Source organism: Arthrobacter sp. AL05 (assembly GCF_029960715.1).
In the GTDB taxonomy this organism is placed as follows: Bacteria; Actinomycetota; Actinomycetes; order Actinomycetales; family Micrococcaceae; genus Arthrobacter.
This window is the reverse complement of sequence record NZ_JASBRC010000009.1, coordinates 1-16,455: the sequence shown is the minus strand read 5'-3', so window position 1 is coordinate 16,455 and position 16,455 is coordinate 1. Positions and strand designations below refer to the sequence as shown.

Annotated in this window: 16 protein-coding genes and 1 pseudogene; 9 read left to right on the top strand and 8 right to left on the bottom strand. The window is 65.7% G+C overall.

Translation table 11 applies throughout. From position 1 onward, the window contains the following. Window positions 1-42: 42 nt before the first annotated feature. The 6 genes from QK287_RS12005 to QK287_RS11980 form a co-directional block, all read right to left on the bottom strand. Window positions 43-480 (bottom strand): universal stress protein, encoded by a 438-nt coding sequence (locus QK287_RS12005; RefSeq protein ID WP_282360209.1) that lies wholly within the window; start codon window positions 478-480, stop codon window positions 43-45. Between the two features lie 160 nt (window positions 481-640). Next, complete coding sequence (locus QK287_RS12000) at window positions 641-2,311, bottom strand: phosphodiester glycosidase family protein (RefSeq protein ID WP_226775077.1); 1,671 nt, start codon at window positions 2,309-2,311, stop codon at window positions 641-643. 140 nt (window positions 2,312-2,451) lie between these two features. Beyond that, the gene (locus QK287_RS11995; protein ID WP_226775078.1) at window positions 2,452-3,300 is read right to left on the bottom strand and encodes an SDR family oxidoreductase; all 849 of its coding nucleotides are present in this window, start codon (window positions 3,298-3,300) and stop codon (window positions 2,452-2,454) included. A 194-nt stretch (window positions 3,301-3,494) separates the two neighbouring features. Next, the gene (locus QK287_RS11990) at window positions 3,495-4,142 is read right to left on the bottom strand and encodes an MBL fold metallo-hydrolase (protein ID WP_282360207.1); all 648 of its coding nucleotides are present in this window, start codon (window positions 4,140-4,142) and stop codon (window positions 3,495-3,497) included. Further along, window positions 4,139-5,224, bottom strand: coding sequence for an S-(hydroxymethyl)mycothiol dehydrogenase (locus QK287_RS11985; protein WP_226775080.1), 1,086 nt, complete (start codon window positions 5,222-5,224; stop codon window positions 4,139-4,141). The genes QK287_RS11990 and QK287_RS11985 overlap by 4 nt, the downstream gene beginning before the upstream one ends. 120 nt (window positions 5,225-5,344) lie before the next feature. After that, window positions 5,345-5,602, bottom strand: a complete 258-nt coding sequence (locus QK287_RS11980) for a mycoredoxin (RefSeq protein ID WP_024367105.1) — start codon at window positions 5,600-5,602, stop codon at window positions 5,345-5,347. Between the two features lie 205 nt (window positions 5,603-5,807). On the opposite strand from QK287_RS11980, the gene QK287_RS11975 reads away from it, so the two are divergent. Both QK287_RS11975 and QK287_RS11970 read left to right on the top strand, forming a co-directional pair. Beyond that, window positions 5,808-6,737: an NADP-dependent oxidoreductase gene (locus tag QK287_RS11975; RefSeq protein WP_282360203.1), complete on the top strand. Its 930-nt coding sequence runs from the start codon at window positions 5,808-5,810 to the stop codon at window positions 6,735-6,737. 90 nt (window positions 6,738-6,827) lie between these two features. Continuing rightward, on the top strand, window positions 6,828-7,574 hold the full coding sequence (locus tag QK287_RS11970; protein WP_226775082.1) for an SOS response-associated peptidase: 747 nt from the start codon (window positions 6,828-6,830) through the stop codon (window positions 7,572-7,574). 54 nt (window positions 7,575-7,628) lie between these two features. On the opposite strand, the gene QK287_RS11965 is transcribed toward QK287_RS11970, so the two are convergent. Further along, window positions 7,629-8,051: a VOC family protein gene (locus tag QK287_RS11965; RefSeq protein WP_282360201.1), complete on the bottom strand. Its 423-nt coding sequence runs from the start codon at window positions 8,049-8,051 to the stop codon at window positions 7,629-7,631. A gap of 14 nt (window positions 8,052-8,065) precedes the next feature. Here QK287_RS11965 and QK287_RS11960 point away from each other — a divergent pair, with 14 nt between their 5' ends. Next, on the top strand, window positions 8,066-8,392 hold the full coding sequence (locus QK287_RS11960; RefSeq protein ID WP_226775185.1) for a chorismate mutase: 327 nt from the start codon (window positions 8,066-8,068) through the stop codon (window positions 8,390-8,392). Between the two features lie 8 nt (window positions 8,393-8,400). On the opposite strand, the gene QK287_RS11955 is transcribed toward QK287_RS11960, so the two are convergent. Beyond that, window positions 8,401-8,787, bottom strand: coding sequence for a hypothetical protein (locus tag QK287_RS11955; RefSeq protein WP_226775084.1), 387 nt, complete (start codon window positions 8,785-8,787; stop codon window positions 8,401-8,403). A gap of 157 nt (window positions 8,788-8,944) precedes the next feature. On the opposite strand from QK287_RS11955, the gene QK287_RS11950 reads away from it, so the two are divergent. From QK287_RS11950 to QK287_RS11925, 6 genes and pseudogenes are all read left to right on the top strand, one after another. Beyond that, a complete protein-coding gene (locus QK287_RS11950) occupies window positions 8,945-9,283 on the top strand; it encodes a DUF6504 family protein (RefSeq protein ID WP_226775085.1) in 339 nt (112 codons plus the stop codon). After that, window positions 9,280-12,780, top strand: coding sequence for a DNA polymerase III subunit alpha (gene dnaE, locus QK287_RS11945; RefSeq protein ID WP_226775086.1), 3,501 nt, complete (start codon window positions 9,280-9,282; stop codon window positions 12,778-12,780). Before QK287_RS11950 ends, dnaE begins: the two co-directional genes overlap by 4 nt. Before the next feature lie 106 nt (window positions 12,781-12,886). Continuing rightward, window positions 12,887-14,893: a threonine--tRNA ligase gene (gene thrS / locus QK287_RS11940; protein WP_226775087.1), complete on the top strand. Its 2,007-nt coding sequence runs from the start codon at window positions 12,887-12,889 to the stop codon at window positions 14,891-14,893. A gap of 16 nt (window positions 14,894-14,909) precedes the next feature. Beyond that, the gene (locus QK287_RS11935) at window positions 14,910-15,533 is read left to right on the top strand and encodes an HIT domain-containing protein (RefSeq protein WP_226775088.1); all 624 of its coding nucleotides are present in this window, start codon (window positions 14,910-14,912) and stop codon (window positions 15,531-15,533) included. Beyond that, window positions 15,523-16,161, top strand: coding sequence for a phosphatidylinositol phosphate synthase (gene pgsA, locus QK287_RS11930; RefSeq protein ID WP_226775089.1), 639 nt, complete (start codon window positions 15,523-15,525; stop codon window positions 16,159-16,161). Before QK287_RS11935 ends, pgsA begins: the two co-directional genes overlap by 11 nt. 170 nt (window positions 16,162-16,331) lie before the next feature. Then, window positions 16,332-16,455 (top strand): annotated as a pseudogene (locus tag QK287_RS11925) (pyridoxal 5'-phosphate synthase lyase subunit PdxS); the annotation flags it as partial.

Here is a 16,455-nt window from a genome sequence, read left to right as displayed (position 1 = left end):
CGATAGCCCAAGAGAGATCCAGGGGCACCGCACCATCGGGACCTACTCCGTGCTGCGTTCGCGAAGTACAAGCACCGGGCAATGCGCATGATGAACCGTAGCTGCCGACACGGACCCGAGCATCATGCCGGTGAATCCTCCGTGTCCTCGTGAACCGACGACCACCAGGTCGGCCGCCCGGGAGGCTTCCACGAGCGCTGAGCCGGGATTAGCCTGCACTGCGCGTCCGGTGATGTTCACTCCCTGGTCCGTGACGCGGGCCAGCTCTGCCTTGAGGATGGCCTCGGCATCTGACTGGAAGACGTCGTAGTCCCAGACCTGGCCCAGGGCATCGCCGACATAGGGGAAGTTCCACGCCGCAAGCGCCAGCACCTGGCCGTTGCGGAGCTTGGCTTCTACGATTGCCCAGTCCATGGCGGCCTTGGACTGCGGCGAACCGTCCACCCCCACCACAATCCTGAAACTCCCGCTATCGTCCATGAGTCCTCCACTTCGCTTAGCAATGGGTCCTGGCTTTGTAGTGAGGCCATCTTGGCACTCCGGGAGATTCTCCGGGAGTGCCATTAGCCCCGCGCCGCGGCCCCGGTGGGCGGCCACCTTGACCATCCGTGTCCGCCCAACCGTTTCCGGGCCGGTGGCATCAATTCTTGCGGCGCGGAAGGACCAGCAGTGCGTCGCCCACCGGCCGCTGCCCGGCTGCGTCGGAGGGGGAGTTGACGACCTGGCCGGCTACGACCATGGTGGTGGAGCCACCGCCGTCGAGGTTGATGGCGTCCACCATTCCCAGGGACCGGGCGACGTCGGCGGCTTCTTTGATGCTCAGCCCGAGCGATGTGGTTTGGCGTCCGTCGGCCGTGACCAGGAGGGTGCGCCCTTGGGCGTCGACGCCCGCGATGGTCCTCGGGTTGCGCTTGTGGACCCAGCCGTAATAGAAACTGTTGTTGTCGTCGGCGTGAACCATACCGTCCTTTCGGGCGGTGATGTTCTCGACGCCGCCGGAGACGAGCATCGGCCCGCCGTTGACGACGGAGGTGGCCCCGCCGGTCTTCTCCACCTTGCCGGCTTCATTGCTCAGGTCCGATTCGACATCGAGGCGTTTGCCGAGGATGGCCACATCCTTGAGCTTGGCCACGTCCGCTCCGGTGGCTTGCACTGTGCTGCCGGCGGCCGGGACGGCTGCACCCCGGGCGTTGTTGACCGCTGTTACGGTGCCGTGTTGATCGAGGATTACTTCGAGTCCCGGACCGGACGGTGTGGAGGGACCAAACTCCCCGCTGAAGGCGACGGTCTCGTCGGGGTCCGTGCAAGTGGCGTCGTGCAGGGGCAGGTTGGTGGGAAGATCGCCGGTACCTCCGCAGTTGCGGATCAGCCCCGGTACCCGGTTCAGGCCGTCAAGGGCCAGCGGCGCGCCGTGGCCGGGGGACGAGATGCGACCGCTCCAGGTCAGCCGTTTGATTGATGATTCGTTCTTTTTGCCGTCGATGACCAGAGCCGGCCGGTCCGCGACGGGTTCGCTGAGCAGTTTGCCGCCGACCACTGCGGTTCCGGCCGGGTCGCCTGGTGCACCGGCCCTCGGGTCCAGGACGAAGTAGCCGCCGTTCACCCCGGCCAGGGCAGTTTCGGCTGTCGCGAGCTGGCTTGTGGTTTCCCGGTCCTGCAGGTCCGGGCCGAACCCGGAGGTGAGCTCACCCCGGAAAGTCTTCGGATCAAGAGTGAGGACTTCCAGCTTCCAGGGGCCCCGGGTTGTCCCTGCGGTCCCGGCATCACCGTCCCAGCCGGTGTACAAGGCGGAGGCGGCGTAGCCTGCTGCCTTGAGCTGGCTGATCGTTGCCGTGCCGGCGTCCTTCGATTCAAACGCGCCGGCGCGCACACGGTATCCCAGGTCTCCGCCGGCGTCGGCGAGCTGGGGTGACTGGACGTGCTCAACCCGCGCCTGGACTCCGGCGTCCCGGAGTTTGAGGGCCACCGCCTCGGCTGTCGCTGCATCCGACAATGCGGAAGCCGGAGCGTCGGGATCGGCAGATGTGGACGGGATGGCGACTTCGGCGGTCCAGAACAGCGCGGCGTCCGGAGCGCCGCGGGTGATGGAAGTCCGTGTCAGGCCAGGGGCCAAGGTGGTGACGGTTCGCGTCTCGGGAAGATCCGGGGCGCCGAGTTCGAGTTTGCCGCCGTCCTGCCGTCCGTGTACCTGGGATGCAGGCACCGCGGTGTCTGCGAAGGACACGCCTGTTGGAGCAATGAAGGCTGCAGGAAGTCCAAGGGCAACGGCGGCAATTGCGGCCGCACCTTTTCGCAAAGTGGGAGGTGTCATGGCTCGAAACTACCTTCCCCGCCACCGGCTCCGGCCACCCCCGGGCCCCAGTTCGGAAGGCCTTTGCCGACTGTTCACGCGCTGTTTCGCGGCGCGGACGGCAGCTCGACAACCGCCTCAGTGCGGCCGTAGCGGCGCAGTCAGTCCCGGCCGGCCCCGCCAAGGACTGTGACGTCCAGGGGCATGCGGTTGGCGCGCCGCAGGCGCCCGGCCAGCACGTTGCGCACCCCCCGGGTCACCATTGTTGTCCTGCTCAGATACCGGTACTCGGCGGCATCCGAGGTGACGAGTTCCACGATGGGGCGCGCTGCGTCGTCGGCGGTCTGCCCCCAGAGTCCGACGACGATCTGCAGCCCGCCCAGTCGGTGCCCGTACCCGGGCTGGGAGGTGATGTGCCCCAGCATGTCCGTCATCACCAGTCCGGGGTTCATGCCATGTACCCGCACGCCGCTGCTTTTGGTCTCCCGGCGCAGCGTCTCGGTGAACTGGCGGACCCAGCGCTTGCTCGAGGTATAGGCGTTCTGCAGCGCCACCGGACCCTGGTCGCCTTGGCCGTAGATGTTAACGAGGTCGCCGTGGCCCTGGGCGAGGAACACTGGCAACGCGACCCTGGAGCCGTGGAACGTGCCGAGGATATTCGTGCGCACCACCCGCGTGAAGTCGTCGACCGGGGTAGACGCCGTCGGCCCAAAGACGCCGGCGGCACCTGCGTTGTTTACCCAGATGTCGAGCATCCCGCGGCCGAGGGCCTCCTCGCGCAGGGCCTCGACGTCGGCCAGTTCTCCGGTGTCGCAGTGACGTCCGGACGCCGCTATCCCTTCCGTGCGCAGCCGCTCGACGGCGGCCGCGACGTCGACCTCCGACCTGGACGCCAGCACCACAGTGGCGCCCCTGTGCCCCAGGACCCTGGCCATGGCAAACCCCAAACCACGTGTCGAGCCAGTCACGACGGCCACGCGCCCGCGCAGGAGATCTTGTTGTGAACTCATGGTTCCCTCTTACGCGAACCTGCCGCGGAGGGCAAGAGCCACCGGCGGTGAGACGGTCCCGGATGCCGACCCGCAGTTCGCCCCCGCAGGATAGCTCACCCCGGTTTGGCCTCCGGCCCGCGTGAACGTTCGAACAAACAGGCCGGGCACCAGCGGTGCCCGGCCTGCTTGTTGCCGGTGGTGGTCCCTGGCCCCTAGTGGCCCCGGGCGATCCAGTCCTGCAGCTGCGGCGCTTCGGCACCGACAGTGGTCGGGTCACCGTGCCCGGTCCGGACCACGGTGTCCGCCGGCAGCGTCAGCAGCCGGCCCTTGATGGACTCGATGATGGTGGGGAAATCGCTGTAGGACCGGCCGGTGGCCCCCGGACCGCCCTGGAACAGGGTGTCGCCGCTGAAAACGGTTCCCTCCTCCGCCAGCAGGAAGCACATGGAACCCGGCGAATGTCCGGGCGTGTGCAGGGCCACGAGCCGGGCGCCGGCGACCTCGAAGCTGTCGCCGTCCTCGATCGCGTGGTCCGGTTCGGTTCCCGGGAAGACCCGCTCCCACAGCATCCAGTCGTCCCGGTTCAGATATACCGGCGCGCCGACGCGGCCGCGGAAATCGCCGACGGCGGCGATGTGGTCGTCGTGTCCGTGGGTCAACAGGATCGCCTTCACTCTCCGGCCCGCAACGGCTGCGGCCACGGCACCGGCGTTATGCGCCGGGTCGATCACAACGCACTCCGACTCGTCGCCCACGATCCAGACGTTGTTGTCAACATCCCAGGTGCCGCCGTCGAGCGAGAAGGTACCCGAGGTGACCAGACGGTCGATCCGGAGGCCCTGCGCGGAACCTCCGCTCACAGTTCAACCACCGATCGCAGCACGGAACCGCCGTGCATCTTCTCGAAGGCCTCCTCGATCTGGTCGATCGTGATCCGTTCCGTCACAAAGGCATCCAGGTCCAGCTTGCCCTGCTGGTAGAGGTCGATCAGCATGGGGAAGTCGCGCGAAGGCAGGCAGTCGCCGTACCAGGAGGACTTAAGCGAGCCGCCCCGGCCGAAGAGATCCAGCAGCGGCAATTCCAGGGTCATCTCGGGATTGGGCACACCCACCAGGACGACGGTCCCGGCCAGGTCCCGGGCGTAAAACGCCTGTTTGTAGGTCTCCGGACGTCCGACGGCGTCAATCACCACGTCGGCGCCGAAGCCGCCGGTCAGTGCACGGATTGCCTCCACCGGGTCCGCGGCGGAGGAGTCCACGGTGTGGGTTGCGCCGAGGTCCTTGGCGCGTTCGAGCTTTTTGGGATCAATATCAACGGCGATCACCGTGGTGGCACCGGCGAGCGCGGCACCGGCAACGGCTGCCACGCCGACACCGCCGCAACCGATGACGGCGACGGTATCGCCGCGCTTGACGTTTCCGGTGTTGATGGCCGCGCCGATGCCTGCCATCACTCCGCAGCCGAGCAAGCCGATCGCGGCCGGGTCAGCCTCGGGGTCGACCTTGGTGCACTGCCCGGCGGCGACGAGTGTCTTCTCGGCGAACGCGCCAATGCCCAGCGCCGCGGTGAGCTCGGTGCCGTCCTCGAGTGTCATCTTCTGGGTGGCGTTGTGGGTATTGAAGCAGTACTGCGGCTGGCCGCGCCGGCACGCCCGGCATTCGCCGCAGACGGCGCGCCAGTTCAGCACCACACGGTCGCCGGGGGCAACCTCGGTGACGTCGGGTCCAACGGCGCTGACAACGCCGGTGGCCTCGTGGCCGAGCAGGAATGGGAAGTCATCGTTGATGGCGCCCTGCTTGTAGTGCAGGTCGGTGTGGCAGACACCGCAGGTGAGGATGTCCACAAGGGCCTCCCCGGGTCCGGGATCCGGGACCAGGATGGTTTCCAGGGTGACGGGCGCGCCCTTGGAGCGGGCTATGACGCCTTTGACTTTATGGACCATGGGAATAGCTCCTCTGCTTGTATCGGGGTTTTTGCCGCACAACATTCTTTCGCATAACGAGCGACGGCACGGCCTCCGGGGAGACCCTGCCGTCGCTCGTTACCGGTTCAAGGGTGGGCTTTAAGCCGCAAGGCGGCTTTTGACCTCAGCCGCGGAGGGGTTGGTGGCTGCAGTGCCGTCCGGGAACAGCACAGTGGGGACCGTCCGGTTACCTCCGTTGAGCTTTTCCACGAGATCGGCGGTGCCTTCAACTTCTTCGATGTTGATCTCGGTGTAGCCGATGCCCTGGGCATCCAGCTGCTTCTTCAAGCGGTTGCAGTAGCCGCACCACGTGGTCGAAAACATGGTGATGGTGCCGGATTCGGGGGTAAAGTCCACGAAGTTCTCCTCAAAGCTGGGTGCCGGCGCTGGATGGCAGCGCCCATGCCGGCAAAAGTGGGATGTCACTGGAAATAACCGTAACCTGCGGCGCGCTATTCCCGGGCAATGCCCGCGCCGTGTGCGCTCAGCGCCCGGGAGGTGAGGCCCGACACCCTCCGGCAGGTTGTGGAATAGGGTCCCGGCGGCAGCCGTTGACGCTGGCATGAAGGCAATTACTTATAGCGAATATGGCAATCCGGACGTCCTTGAATTCGCAGAGCTCCCGCTGCCGAAGGTAGGGCCGGGCATGGTCCTGGTAAAGGTCAAGGCGGCGTCGGTGAACCCGGTCGACTGGAAAATAATGGCCGGCTACTTGGACGCGGCGATGGACGTGCAGTTCCCGGCGGTCCCCGGCTGGGATGTGGCCGGCGTTGTCGAGTCGGTGGGGATCGACGCGCCGCATTTCCGGCCCGGCGATGAAGTCATTTCCTATGGCCGCAAGGACTACGTCCACGGCGGTAGCTTTGCTGAGTACATCGCCCTGCCGGAGCGGCTCCTTGCGCGCAAGCCTGCATCCCTGGGGTGGAATGCCTCCGCAGGTCTTCCGCTGGCCGGTTTGACGTCTTATCAGGTACTCACCCGGCTGGGTCTCACGGCGGACGAGACGGTGCTGATCCACGGCGGCGCCGGCGGTGTGGGGTCCCTCGGAATCCAGATCGCCGTGGCGCTCGGCGCCCGTGTAATCGCCACCGCTTCCGAGAAGAACCACGACTTCCTGCGTTCCCTCGGCGCCGAGCCCGTCAGCTATGGCGAAGGACTCGCGGAGCGGGTTCGTGCCCTGCGTCCGGACGGCGTCGACGTTGTCGCAGACTTCGTGGGCGGGAATCTCGAAGCCACCCTCGCTGTCCTGGCCGACGGGGGCCGGCACGCCTCGATTGCCGACAGTGAAGTGGAGCAGCACGGCGGGACCTGGATGTGGGTCAACCCTGTAGGCGCCGAGCTGCAGGAACTTGCCGACCTGGTGGACGAGCACAAAATCCGGGTCGAAATTGCCCGGACTTTCCCGTTGCCGCAGGCGGCAGATGCCTTCCGGTTCAATATGGAAGGGCACACCCGCGGCAAGATAGTCCTCACCGTCGACGACGCGCCCTGATGCGAAGCGGCGGCCGGACGCCGGCCGCCGCGGGCCCGGGTTCGAAGACCGCCGGATGACACCGTTTGGGCGCAGTGGCATGCTGGTGCCATGTGTGGACGCTACGTGATGGCAAGGGCCGTCGGAGACCTGCTGGCCGAGTTCGACGCGGGACTCGAAGAGGAGACCGTGATTCCGCCGTCGTGGAACGTGGCCCCGACCGCGGAGGTGCCGATCCTGCTGGAGCGGCTGGTGGACGGCACGCCGGTCCGGCAGTTGCATATCGCCCGCTGGGGCTTGGTGCCGTCCTGGGCCAAGGACCCGGGGATCGGCTCCAAGATGATTAACGCCCGCAGCGAGAGTGTGCTGGAGAAGCCGGCGTTCCGGAAGGCAACCCGGGCCCGGCGGTGTGCGGTTCCCGCTGACGGATACTACGAATGGAAGGGCCAGGGCCGCGGCAAGCAGCCCTACTACGTGCACCCGAAGGACGGCCATCCGATAGTTTTCGCCGGTCTCTACGAATGGTGGAAAGACCCCGCCAAGGCCGACGATGACCCGGAACGCTGGCTGCTCTCGACGTCGATCATGACTACCGACGCGCCGCCGGAGGGTTATGCCGGGGGGATGCTGGCCGAGCTCACGGCCCTGCACGACCGGGTTCCGCTGCCAATGGACCGGACGACGCTGCAGGCGTGGCTGGATCCGCAGGCCGACGATGCCGCAGGGCTGGTCGATCTGGTCCGGGCGGGCGCGCACGACGTTGCGGAGGGCTGGACGATCGACGCCGTGGGTACCGCGGTCGGGAATGTCAAAAATGATTCCCCGGAGCTGATCCGGCCGGTGGGAAGCCTGTTCTAGGGATGCGCACACAGCCGTGCTGCAGTGCTGCGGCGGGCACGCGGGGTGGCCGGTTCAGAGTGTCACCTTCCCGCCGCCGTCGACCGCCCAGCTGGGATTGAAGGCAACTTCCCAGCGGTAGCCGTCGGGGTCGGCGAAGTAGCCGGTATAGCCGCCCCAGGGCTGGGTCTTGGCCGCCGCGATAACGGCCGCTCCGGCGGATTCGGCTTCCGCCATCACCCAGTCCACTTCCGCGGCGCTGGCCAGGTTGTGGCTCAATGTGATGCAGGGAATGCCGGCGGGTGGATCGGTGCCGGCTTCTGCCTGCATCTGGCCGGCGTCCCAGAGCGAGAGGATGAGCCCGTGGTTGGCCTGGATGAACAGAACCTCGCCGCGGACTTCTCGGTGGACGGGCCAACCCAGGCCATCGACGTAGAAACTACGGGAGGCGCCAACGCTGCGGACACCCAGTGAAATTAAATCGACTCGTGGCTGCATCTTTCGATACTGTCATGGACATGTCCACAAATCACGAAAACGATAAAGCTGCCAAAGCCGACCGGGAACAGCTCGCGGCTGTCCGGGTGGCGGTTGACGAGGTGGACGAACAGATCGTGTCCCTGATCGGCCGCCGCGAGCGCCTGATCCGGATCGCCGGAACCCTCAAAGCGGACAGCGCCGAGGTGCGGGCCCCCGGACGCGTGGAGCGGGTGATCGAACACGTCCGCACCACGGCCCAGCAGAAGGACATCGACGTCGACCTCATCGAAAAAACCTACCGGGCCATGGTCGATGCTTTTATCACGCTCGAGCTGGAGGTTTACAAAGCCAGCTCCTGACGGGCGGCTTAGAGGGCTTCCTCTACCGCAACGTTTGACTGGTACTCCCGGCCGTCACAGTCGCTGAATGCCGTCATCAGGTGGCCCTTGGCCAGGCCCATGACAGTGCTGAGCGGGAAATGCCCGGTGATGGTGTTTCCGGAGTGGTCGACACCCTTAAGGTCAAAGTTCTCCTCCGTACCGTCATGGCTGAAGCAGTAGAAGGACACCGCCTCCCCGTTCATAAACTCGATCCCCATCCTTCGCTGGTGGGAATGATCCGGTGTTGCCGCGACGAGCCCCACCACATAAGCGCCCTGGCCGGGGATGTTTCCGTCTATATCGAACTTCGCCACCAGGGACGTGTCCTCGGCGGCGATGCTGACGTGTTTCAGAAGTGCGTTATGGGAGCTCATGGCTCAATCCTGCTACCTGCGCGTACGTCCGTCCACCCCTGACCTAGGTTTTGCCGAAGGACCGTCGTAGACTGGAGTTGTTCGAATATATGTTCGAATAGTTGCCGATCGTTTTTCTACCGGTCGTTTTTTCACATGGTGTGGTCCGGGAGGCGCAGTGGGTATGTTCAGCGAGACCGTGGACGTCGTCTGCACCCCTTCGGGCGAGCCTTTGACGCTCGGCTGGGCCGGCCGCCACTACATCCTTTGTGCGGAACCGGTCCGCTGGTACGAGCGGCGTCAATGGTGGGCTGAGGAACAGCGGGCACCGCTGGGGAGCGGTCCCGGGCTGGTGGATCACGAGATCTGGCGGGTGCAGGTGCGCCCGGCAGATTCCACCGACACCGACACCGACAGCCTCACCCTTGACCTCACCCGGCATGTGGGCAGCGGACGCTGGCGCCTGCTGCGGATCCACGACGCCCTGCGTCCGTTCCTTGCGCCCGAATCAGCATGAGCTTTACGCATCTCCATGTTTCCACCGCCTTCAGCGCCCACTACGGGGTCTCCTGGCCGGATGAGCTGGCCGCCGCCGCTGCCGCGGACGGCGCGACGGCGCTCGCCTGCACGGACCGTGACGGCCTCTATGGAACAGTCAAACACCTCAAGGCCTGCATGGCTGCGGGACTTGATCCGATTGCCGGCGTGGAACTTGCGGTCTTTGACGACGACGGCGACCTCCGCACCGAGGTAGCGGGACGTGTGGTTGTGCTGGCCCACGGGAACAACAGCGGTGCGGGCTACCGTGCGCTGTGCCGGCTGATCTCCGATGCGCATGCCCGCACCACGGGCAAGGCCGGGGGAGCGGTGCCGGTCGCGGTGACCAGGTCCGAGCTGGCCTCCCGGACCCTGCACCCGGAAACGCTCAAGCCGGTGTTGACCGTGCTGATCGGCCCGGACTCCGACGTGGGACGTGCCATGGGCGGGAGGCGCTACCTGCGCCCCCGCACCCTGTTCAAACGCTGGCTCGATGCCATGCCCCCGGGAACAATCGCCGCCGAGGTGGTCAGCCAGCTCAGTCCGCCCGGGGAACCGCTGAGCACCGCCCACGCTGTACGGATGCTCAAGCTTGCCGCTGAGCACGGGGTTCCCGCTGTATTGAGCAACGCCGTGCGTTACGTCGCCGAGGACGGGGCGGCTACCGCGGACGTGCTGGATTCCGCCCGCACGCTGAAATCGTTGCCCGAGCTTTCCGCCGCCCCGTTGCTTCAGCCCAACGGGCAGGGCTGGCTGAAATCCTCCGGCCAGATGCTGCAGTTGGGCAAGGAGATCATGCACGCCGCCGGATACGGCGCTGCCGACCTCAAAAGCCTGATGGCGCAGACCGAGGCGCTCGCGGACCGCTGCAGGATGGACCCGGTAACGGACATGGGCTGGAAACAGCCCGTGGTGCCGGAAGCCACAGTGATCGGAATCGCCGGGGATCCCCTCGCCGAACTCATCCTGCGCTGCGAGGCCGGCATCGGCAGGCGGTTCCCGGGGATCACCGGCAAAGCTGCCGGGGAACTGCGTTCGCGGCTGGAGCATGAGCTGGGAATCATCGACAACCTGGGCTTCGCCGCGTACTTCCTGACCGTGGCCGAGGTGTCCCGGATGATCCTGGACATGGGGGTACGGGCAGCGGCCCGAGGCTCGGGGGCCTCCAGCCTGGTCAATTATCTGATCGACGTCAGCCAGGTAAACCCGCTCCAGCACGACCTGATCTTCGAACGCTTTCTCTCCCGGGACCGTGCCACCCTGCCGGATATCGACATCGACGTCGAAAGCGCTGAACGGCACAACGTGTACCGGAAGATCTTTGAGCGCTTCGGGTCCGAGCGCGTCACCCTGATGAGTATGCAAAACGGCTACCGCGCTCGCGGTGCCGTGCGAGACGCCGGCCTGGCACTGGGCATGGAGGAAGGCGAGATTGGGGACATCGCCAAGCAGTTGTGGCGATTTTCAGCCCGGAACTTCCGTGAAGCGCTCGTGGAGAAGCCTGAGCTGAAGGAATTCGCCGGCCGGGTGGGACAGCGCGACTTCAGCGGGAACCAGCAGCTGGATCTGCTGGTGGACCTCACCGAACGGCTGGACCGGCTGCCGCGCCATATCTCCATGCACCCTTGCGGGGTGATCCTGGGGGATGCGACCCTGCTGGACCGGACGCCTGTCCAGCCCAGCGGGCTGGGTCTGCCGATGAGCCAGTTCGACAAGCACGACATGGACCCGATGGGCATGCTCAAACTCGACGTCCTGGGTGTCCGGATGCAAAGCGCCATGGCCTTCGCCGTCCGCGAAGTGATCCGGCTCCATCCCTCCAAAGCCGAGGTGGTCGCCGCAGGCGCACATCCGGCAGGGCCTGACGGGACGGGGCCGGACTACATCGCCGAGGACGGTCAGATCGACCTCAACGCCGTGCCGCTCGACGACGAACCCACCTATGAACTGATCCGCAGTACCCATACCCTGGGCTGTTTCCAGATCGAGTCACCCGGTCAGCGCGAGCTGATCGGCAAGCTCGCGCCCAGGGAGTTCAATGACCTGATCATCGATATCTCCCTGTTCCGGCCTGGTCCGATGAAATCGGATATGGTCCGGCCTTTCCTGGAGTACCGGCATGGATTTGCACCCGAGGTTTATCCGCACCCGGACCTTAAGCCCGTCCTCAAGGAGACGCACGGCGTCACGGTGTTCCATGAGCAGATCCTCAAGACCTTCGACGTGATGACCGGATGCGGGCTGGCGCGGGCCGACGAATTCCGCCGCGCCCTCGGCAACGATGTACTCGAAGGAAAGGTGGAGGAGTTCTTCCGGAAGGAAGCCCGCGCCCGGGGGTACAGCCCCGCAGTGGTGGACAAGGTCTGGGGAACGCTCAAGGCCTTCGGAAGCTTCGGGTTCTGCAAAGCCCACGGCGCTGCTTTTGCCGTACCCACCTACCAGTCGGCCTGGCTGAAGGCCCACCACCCGGAGGCGTTCCTCGCCGGACTGTGGGAGCACGATCCGGGCATGTATCCCAAGCGGCTCCTGGTGGCCGAGGCCCGGCGGCTGGGAATCCCGATCCTGCCCCTGGACATCAACCGGAGTCACGCCGAGTACCGGGTGGAACGTGTGGATACCGGTCAGGACCGCGGCAGACTGGGTATCCGGCTGAGCCTGAACGGCATCTATGGACTCTCCGGGTCCGAGCTGAAACGGATCGTGGCAGGACAGCCCTATGATTCGCTCGCGGACCTGCGGGCCAGGTCCCGGCTGAGCAGGCCCAGCATCCAGCGGCTGGCGCAGCTCGGTGCTTTCGATTCCCTGCACCGGGCCGCCGGCGGGGCCGCGAACCGGGCGGACTTGGTCCATCACCTGCAGGCCCTGCAAAGCCGGCCGCACCGCAAAGGCATCGACGTGATCGATGGTCAGCTGTCCCTGCCGCTGGGTGATGTCGAGTTGAAAAACCTCAAGGCCGGGCTGCCTGCGCCGACCCTGGTGGACACCGTCAGGGCCGAACTGGACCTGATGGCCGTGGATGTCAGCGACCACTTGATGGCAAGCCACCGGCCGATGCTGGACCGGCTCGGCGTCACCACCGCGGACAAGCTGCTGGGGTTGCGCAACGGCACCGAGGTGCTGGTCGCGGGGGTCCGGGTCGCCACCCAGACCCCTCCCATGCGGGGAGGCCGGCGCGTGGTGTTCATCAGCATCGACGACGGCACGGGCTGTGTGGACTCGGTATTCTTCCATGAAGCCCAGGAGCTTACAGGCCCGCTGCTGTTCGGCACCCGGTTGTTGCTGATCAGGGGAACAACCCGGCGGACCGGACCGAGGGGGATCAGTATCAGCGCCAGCATGGCCTGGGACCTGAGCCGCACGCAGACCCTGCCATTCCCGGCCCCGGCGGCCGGGATCCCGGACTACCGGGAAGCTGAGCCGCCGGGCCCGCTGGAGGGCATCAGCCGCCACCTCGCCATTACCGGGCTGGGAGGCTGAGTGGCGCGTTGGTTGGCCTCTGCAGAAACCGATAGCATGGACGGGGCTGGCTGTGGCCCCCGTACGCCACAAGCTACGAAGCCTCAACTTTGAATAGGAGACACCCGTGTCAGATGCCCAGCAGATCACCCTTCTCGTCGATGGCGAAGAGACCAAGGTGGCTACCGGGACCACCGGCGCGGAACTCTTTTTTGAGCGCCGCGACGTCGTTGTGGCCCGCATTAACGGCGAGCTGAAGGACCTGGACCAGCCGCTGCCCGAGGGCGCGGCAGTTGAGGGCGTCACCATCGATTCCCCCGACGGCCTTAACGTCCTGAGGCACTCCGCCGCCCATGTGATGGCCCAGGCCGTCCAGCAGCTGCGCCCCGACGCCAAGCTGGGCATCGGCCCGTACATCACCGACGGCTTCTACTTCGACTTCGACGTTGGGGAGCCGTTCACACCGGAGGACCTGAAGACTCTGGAAAAGATGATGCAGAAGATCATCAACCAGAACCAGAAGTTCGTCCGCCGTGTGGTTACCGAGGACGAAGCGCGTGAGGCGATGAAGGACGAGCCCTACAAGCTTGAACTGATCGGCCTCAAGGGCGCAGGCTCCGACGCCGACGGCTCCAGTGTTGAAGTGGGCGGCGGCGAGCTGAGCATCTACGACAACGTCGAGCGCAAGGAAGGCACAGCCGTCTGGTGTGACCTGTGCCGCGGACCGCACCTGCCCAACACCAAACTGATCTCCAACGCCTACGCGCTCACCCGCTCCTCAGCGGCGTACTGGCGCGGCAGCGAGAAGAACAAGCAGCTGCAGCGCATTTACGGCACCGCGTGGCCCACCAAGGAAGCACTCAAGGCTTACCAGGAGCGGATGGCCGAGGCCGAGCGTCGCGACCACCGCAAGCTCGGGGCTGAACTGGACCTGTTTTCCTTCCCCGACGAGCTGGGTTCCGGCCTGCCGGTGTTCCACCCCAAGGGCGGCATCATCCGCAAAGCGATGGAAGATTACTCCCGTCAGCGCCATGTCGAGGCCGGCTACGAGTTCGTCTACACCCCGCACATCACTAAAGGCCACCTCTACGAGGTGTCCGGCCACTTGGACTGGTACCGGGACGGCATGTTCCCCCCGATGCACATCGACGCGGAACTCAACGAGGACGGCACCGTCCGCAAGCCCGGCCAGGACTACTACCTGAAGCCGATGAACTGCCCGATGCACAACCTGATCTTCCGCTCCCGCGGCCGGTCCTACCGCGAACTGCCGTTGCGCCTGTTCGAATTCGGTTCCGTCTACCGCTACGAGAAGTCCGGCGTTGTGCATGGCCTCACCCGGGTCCGGGGCATGACCCAGGACGACGCCCACATCTACTGCACCCGCGAGCAGATGAAGGATGAGCTCACCAAGACCCTCAACTTCGTCCTTGCGCTGCTCAAGGACTACGGCCTGAACGACTTTTACCTGGAGCTCTCCACCAAGGACCCGGAGAAGTCCGTGGGTTCGGATGAGATCTGGGAGGAAGCCACCCGGACCCTCGCCGAGGTGGCCGAGGAATCCGGACTCGACCTGGTTCCCGATCCGGGGGGTGCCGCGTTTTACGGCCCCAAGATCTCCGTGCAGGCCCGCGACGCGATCGGCCGCACCTGGCAGATGTCCACCATCCAGCTGGACTTCAACCTGCCCGAGCGCTTCGAACTCGAGTTCCAGGCCGCCGACGGCAGCCGCCAGCGCCCCGTGATGATCCACCGCGCGCTGTTCGGATCGATTGAACGCTTTATGGGGGTCCTGACCGAGCACTACGCCGGTGCCTTCCCGGCGTGGCTGGCTCCCGTCCAGGTGGTCGGCATTCCGGTGGCCGAGGCGTTCAACGATTACATGTTCGACGTTGTGGGCCGGCTCAAGGCCGCCGGCATCCGTGCGGAGGTGGACATTTCCTCGGACCGTTTTCCGAAGAAGATCCGCACCGCCAGCAAGGACAAGGTCCCGTTTGTGCTGATCGCCGGGGGCGACGACGCCGAAGCCGGAGCCGTGTCCTTCCGCTTCCGTGACGGCAGCCAGGACAACGGTGTGCCGGTTGCTGAAGCCGTCCAGCGGATCGTCGACGCCGTCCGTAACCGGACCAGCTAGCGGACAGGGACCAGCGATGCGGGAATCCACAGGTGCCGCCCCGGACTATCCGGGGGATGCTGGCGTGACGGACGACTTTGCTTTGGCCGGGGTGCCGGACGCCTTCCAGCGTCTGTGGACTCCGCACCGCATGGCGTACATCAAGGGCGGCCAGAACCAGTTCAAGAACGTGGACGACTGCCCGTTCTGCGTGGCGCCGGACCGCGATGACGATGATTCGTTGATCGTCCACCGTGGTAGGACCAGCTATGTGGTGCTCAATCTCTTTCCGTACAACCCGGGCCACCTGCTGGTGTGCCCGTACCGGCACATTCCCGACTATACGGACCTAAACGTGGCGGAAACGGCGGAATTCGCCGAACTGACCCAGACGGCCATGCGTGTGCTGCGCAAGGTCGCCAATCCGACGGGATTCAACCTGGGCATGAACCAGGGGGTAACCGGCGGTGCCGGCATAGCCGGGCACCTGCACCAGCACGTGGTTCCGCGCTGGGGCGGGGACGGAAACTTCTTCCCGATCATCGCCCAGACCAAGGCCATCACGCAGACCCTGGGCGAGGTACGTCAGCAAGTGGCTGACGCGTGGCCGCAGGAGAACGGCGCGGGGCAGGCGACTGTCGGGGCCACGGATGCTCAATAGGCACGCGCGCGGATTCTTCACCGCGCTTTTCTCCCCGCTCGCCCGGTGGCTGTTGCGGATCGGCGTCTCCCCGGACGCCGTGACCATCGTCGGAACCCTAGGCGTGGTGGTCGGGGCGCTGGTTTTCTACCCGCTGGGCCAGCTTTGGTGGGGGACGCTTTTTATCACTGCGTTCATTTTTTCCGACGTCATCGACGGCATTATGGCCCGGATGCACAAGGGCGGGGGACGCTGGGGCAATTTCCTGGACTCCACCCTGGACCGGGTGGCCGACGGGGCACTGTTCGCCGGCGTCGCGGTCTGGTTCTTCACCGGCGGGGCGAACATCGCCATCGCCGTGGCCGCCATCCTCTGCCTGGTCCTGGGCATGGTGGTTTCTTACGCCCGGGCCAAGGCCGAGGCGCTGGGCTTCGAGGCAAACGTGGGCATTGCAGAGCGCGCCGAGCGGCTGGTGTCCGTGCTGGTGGTGACGGGCTTCACCGGCCTGGGCCTGCCGAGCGTGGTGCTTTTTGTGACCTTGATTCTGCTGGCCGCCGCGAGCCTCGTCACCATCGTCCAGCGGATCATCGCAGTGCACCGCCAGTGGATCGAATCGACCGAAGGCACCGCGTCCGAACAGGCGGCCTGAGCGTGCGCCTTCGACGGCGGCCCGGGGTGTAACGGAAATTCAGCGCCACGCAACGGGGGACTAGTATTAGCTGTGCCGGCCAATGGATCCGGTAACCCGGTGCGTGCGAAGCGGTTCTTGTGCGCCGTCAGCGCTCCGGCGAGGTCAACTATCTACCCATAGGGGTTTTTGTGTCTACACCTGATGTAAGCAGCGAAGCCGGCGCGTCCGCACAGAGCGTTACGGGCAGCAGCCGCGTTAAGCGCGGTATGGCGGAGATGCTCAAGGGCGGCGTCATTATGGACGTCGTTAACG

Excerpts from the sequence above, each read along its gene's own strand:
- QK287_RS12005 (WP_282360209.1), bottom strand. The coding sequence starts at position 480 with ATGGACGATAGCGGGAGTTTCAGGATTGTGGTGGGGGTGGACGGTTCG.
- QK287_RS12000 (WP_226775077.1), bottom strand. The coding sequence starts at position 2,311 with ATGACACCTCCCACTTTGCGAAAAGGTGCGGCCGCAATTGCCGCCGTT.
- QK287_RS11995 (WP_226775078.1), bottom strand. The coding sequence starts at position 3,300 with ATGAGTTCACAACAAGATCTCCTGCGCGGGCGCGTGGCCGTCGTGACT.
- QK287_RS11985 (WP_226775080.1), bottom strand. The coding sequence starts at position 5,224 with ATGGTCCATAAAGTCAAAGGCGTCATAGCCCGCTCCAAGGGCGCGCCC.
- QK287_RS11975 (WP_282360203.1), top strand. The coding sequence starts at position 5,808 with ATGAAGGCAATTACTTATAGCGAATATGGCAATCCGGACGTCCTTGAA.
- QK287_RS11970 (WP_226775082.1), top strand. The coding sequence starts at position 6,828 with ATGTGTGGACGCTACGTGATGGCAAGGGCCGTCGGAGACCTGCTGGCC.
- QK287_RS11965 (WP_282360201.1), bottom strand. The coding sequence starts at position 8,051 with ATGCAGCCACGAGTCGATTTAATTTCACTGGGTGTCCGCAGCGTTGGC.
- QK287_RS11960 (WP_226775185.1), top strand. The coding sequence starts at position 8,066 with ATGGACATGTCCACAAATCACGAAAACGATAAAGCTGCCAAAGCCGAC.
- QK287_RS11955 (WP_226775084.1), bottom strand. The coding sequence starts at position 8,787 with ATGAGCTCCCATAACGCACTTCTGAAACACGTCAGCATCGCCGCCGAG.
- dnaE (WP_226775086.1), top strand. The coding sequence starts at position 9,280 with ATGAGCTTTACGCATCTCCATGTTTCCACCGCCTTCAGCGCCCACTAC.
- QK287_RS11935 (WP_226775088.1), top strand. The coding sequence starts at position 14,910 with ATGCGGGAATCCACAGGTGCCGCCCCGGACTATCCGGGGGATGCTGGC.
- pgsA (WP_226775089.1), top strand. The coding sequence starts at position 15,523 with ATGCTCAATAGGCACGCGCGCGGATTCTTCACCGCGCTTTTCTCCCCG.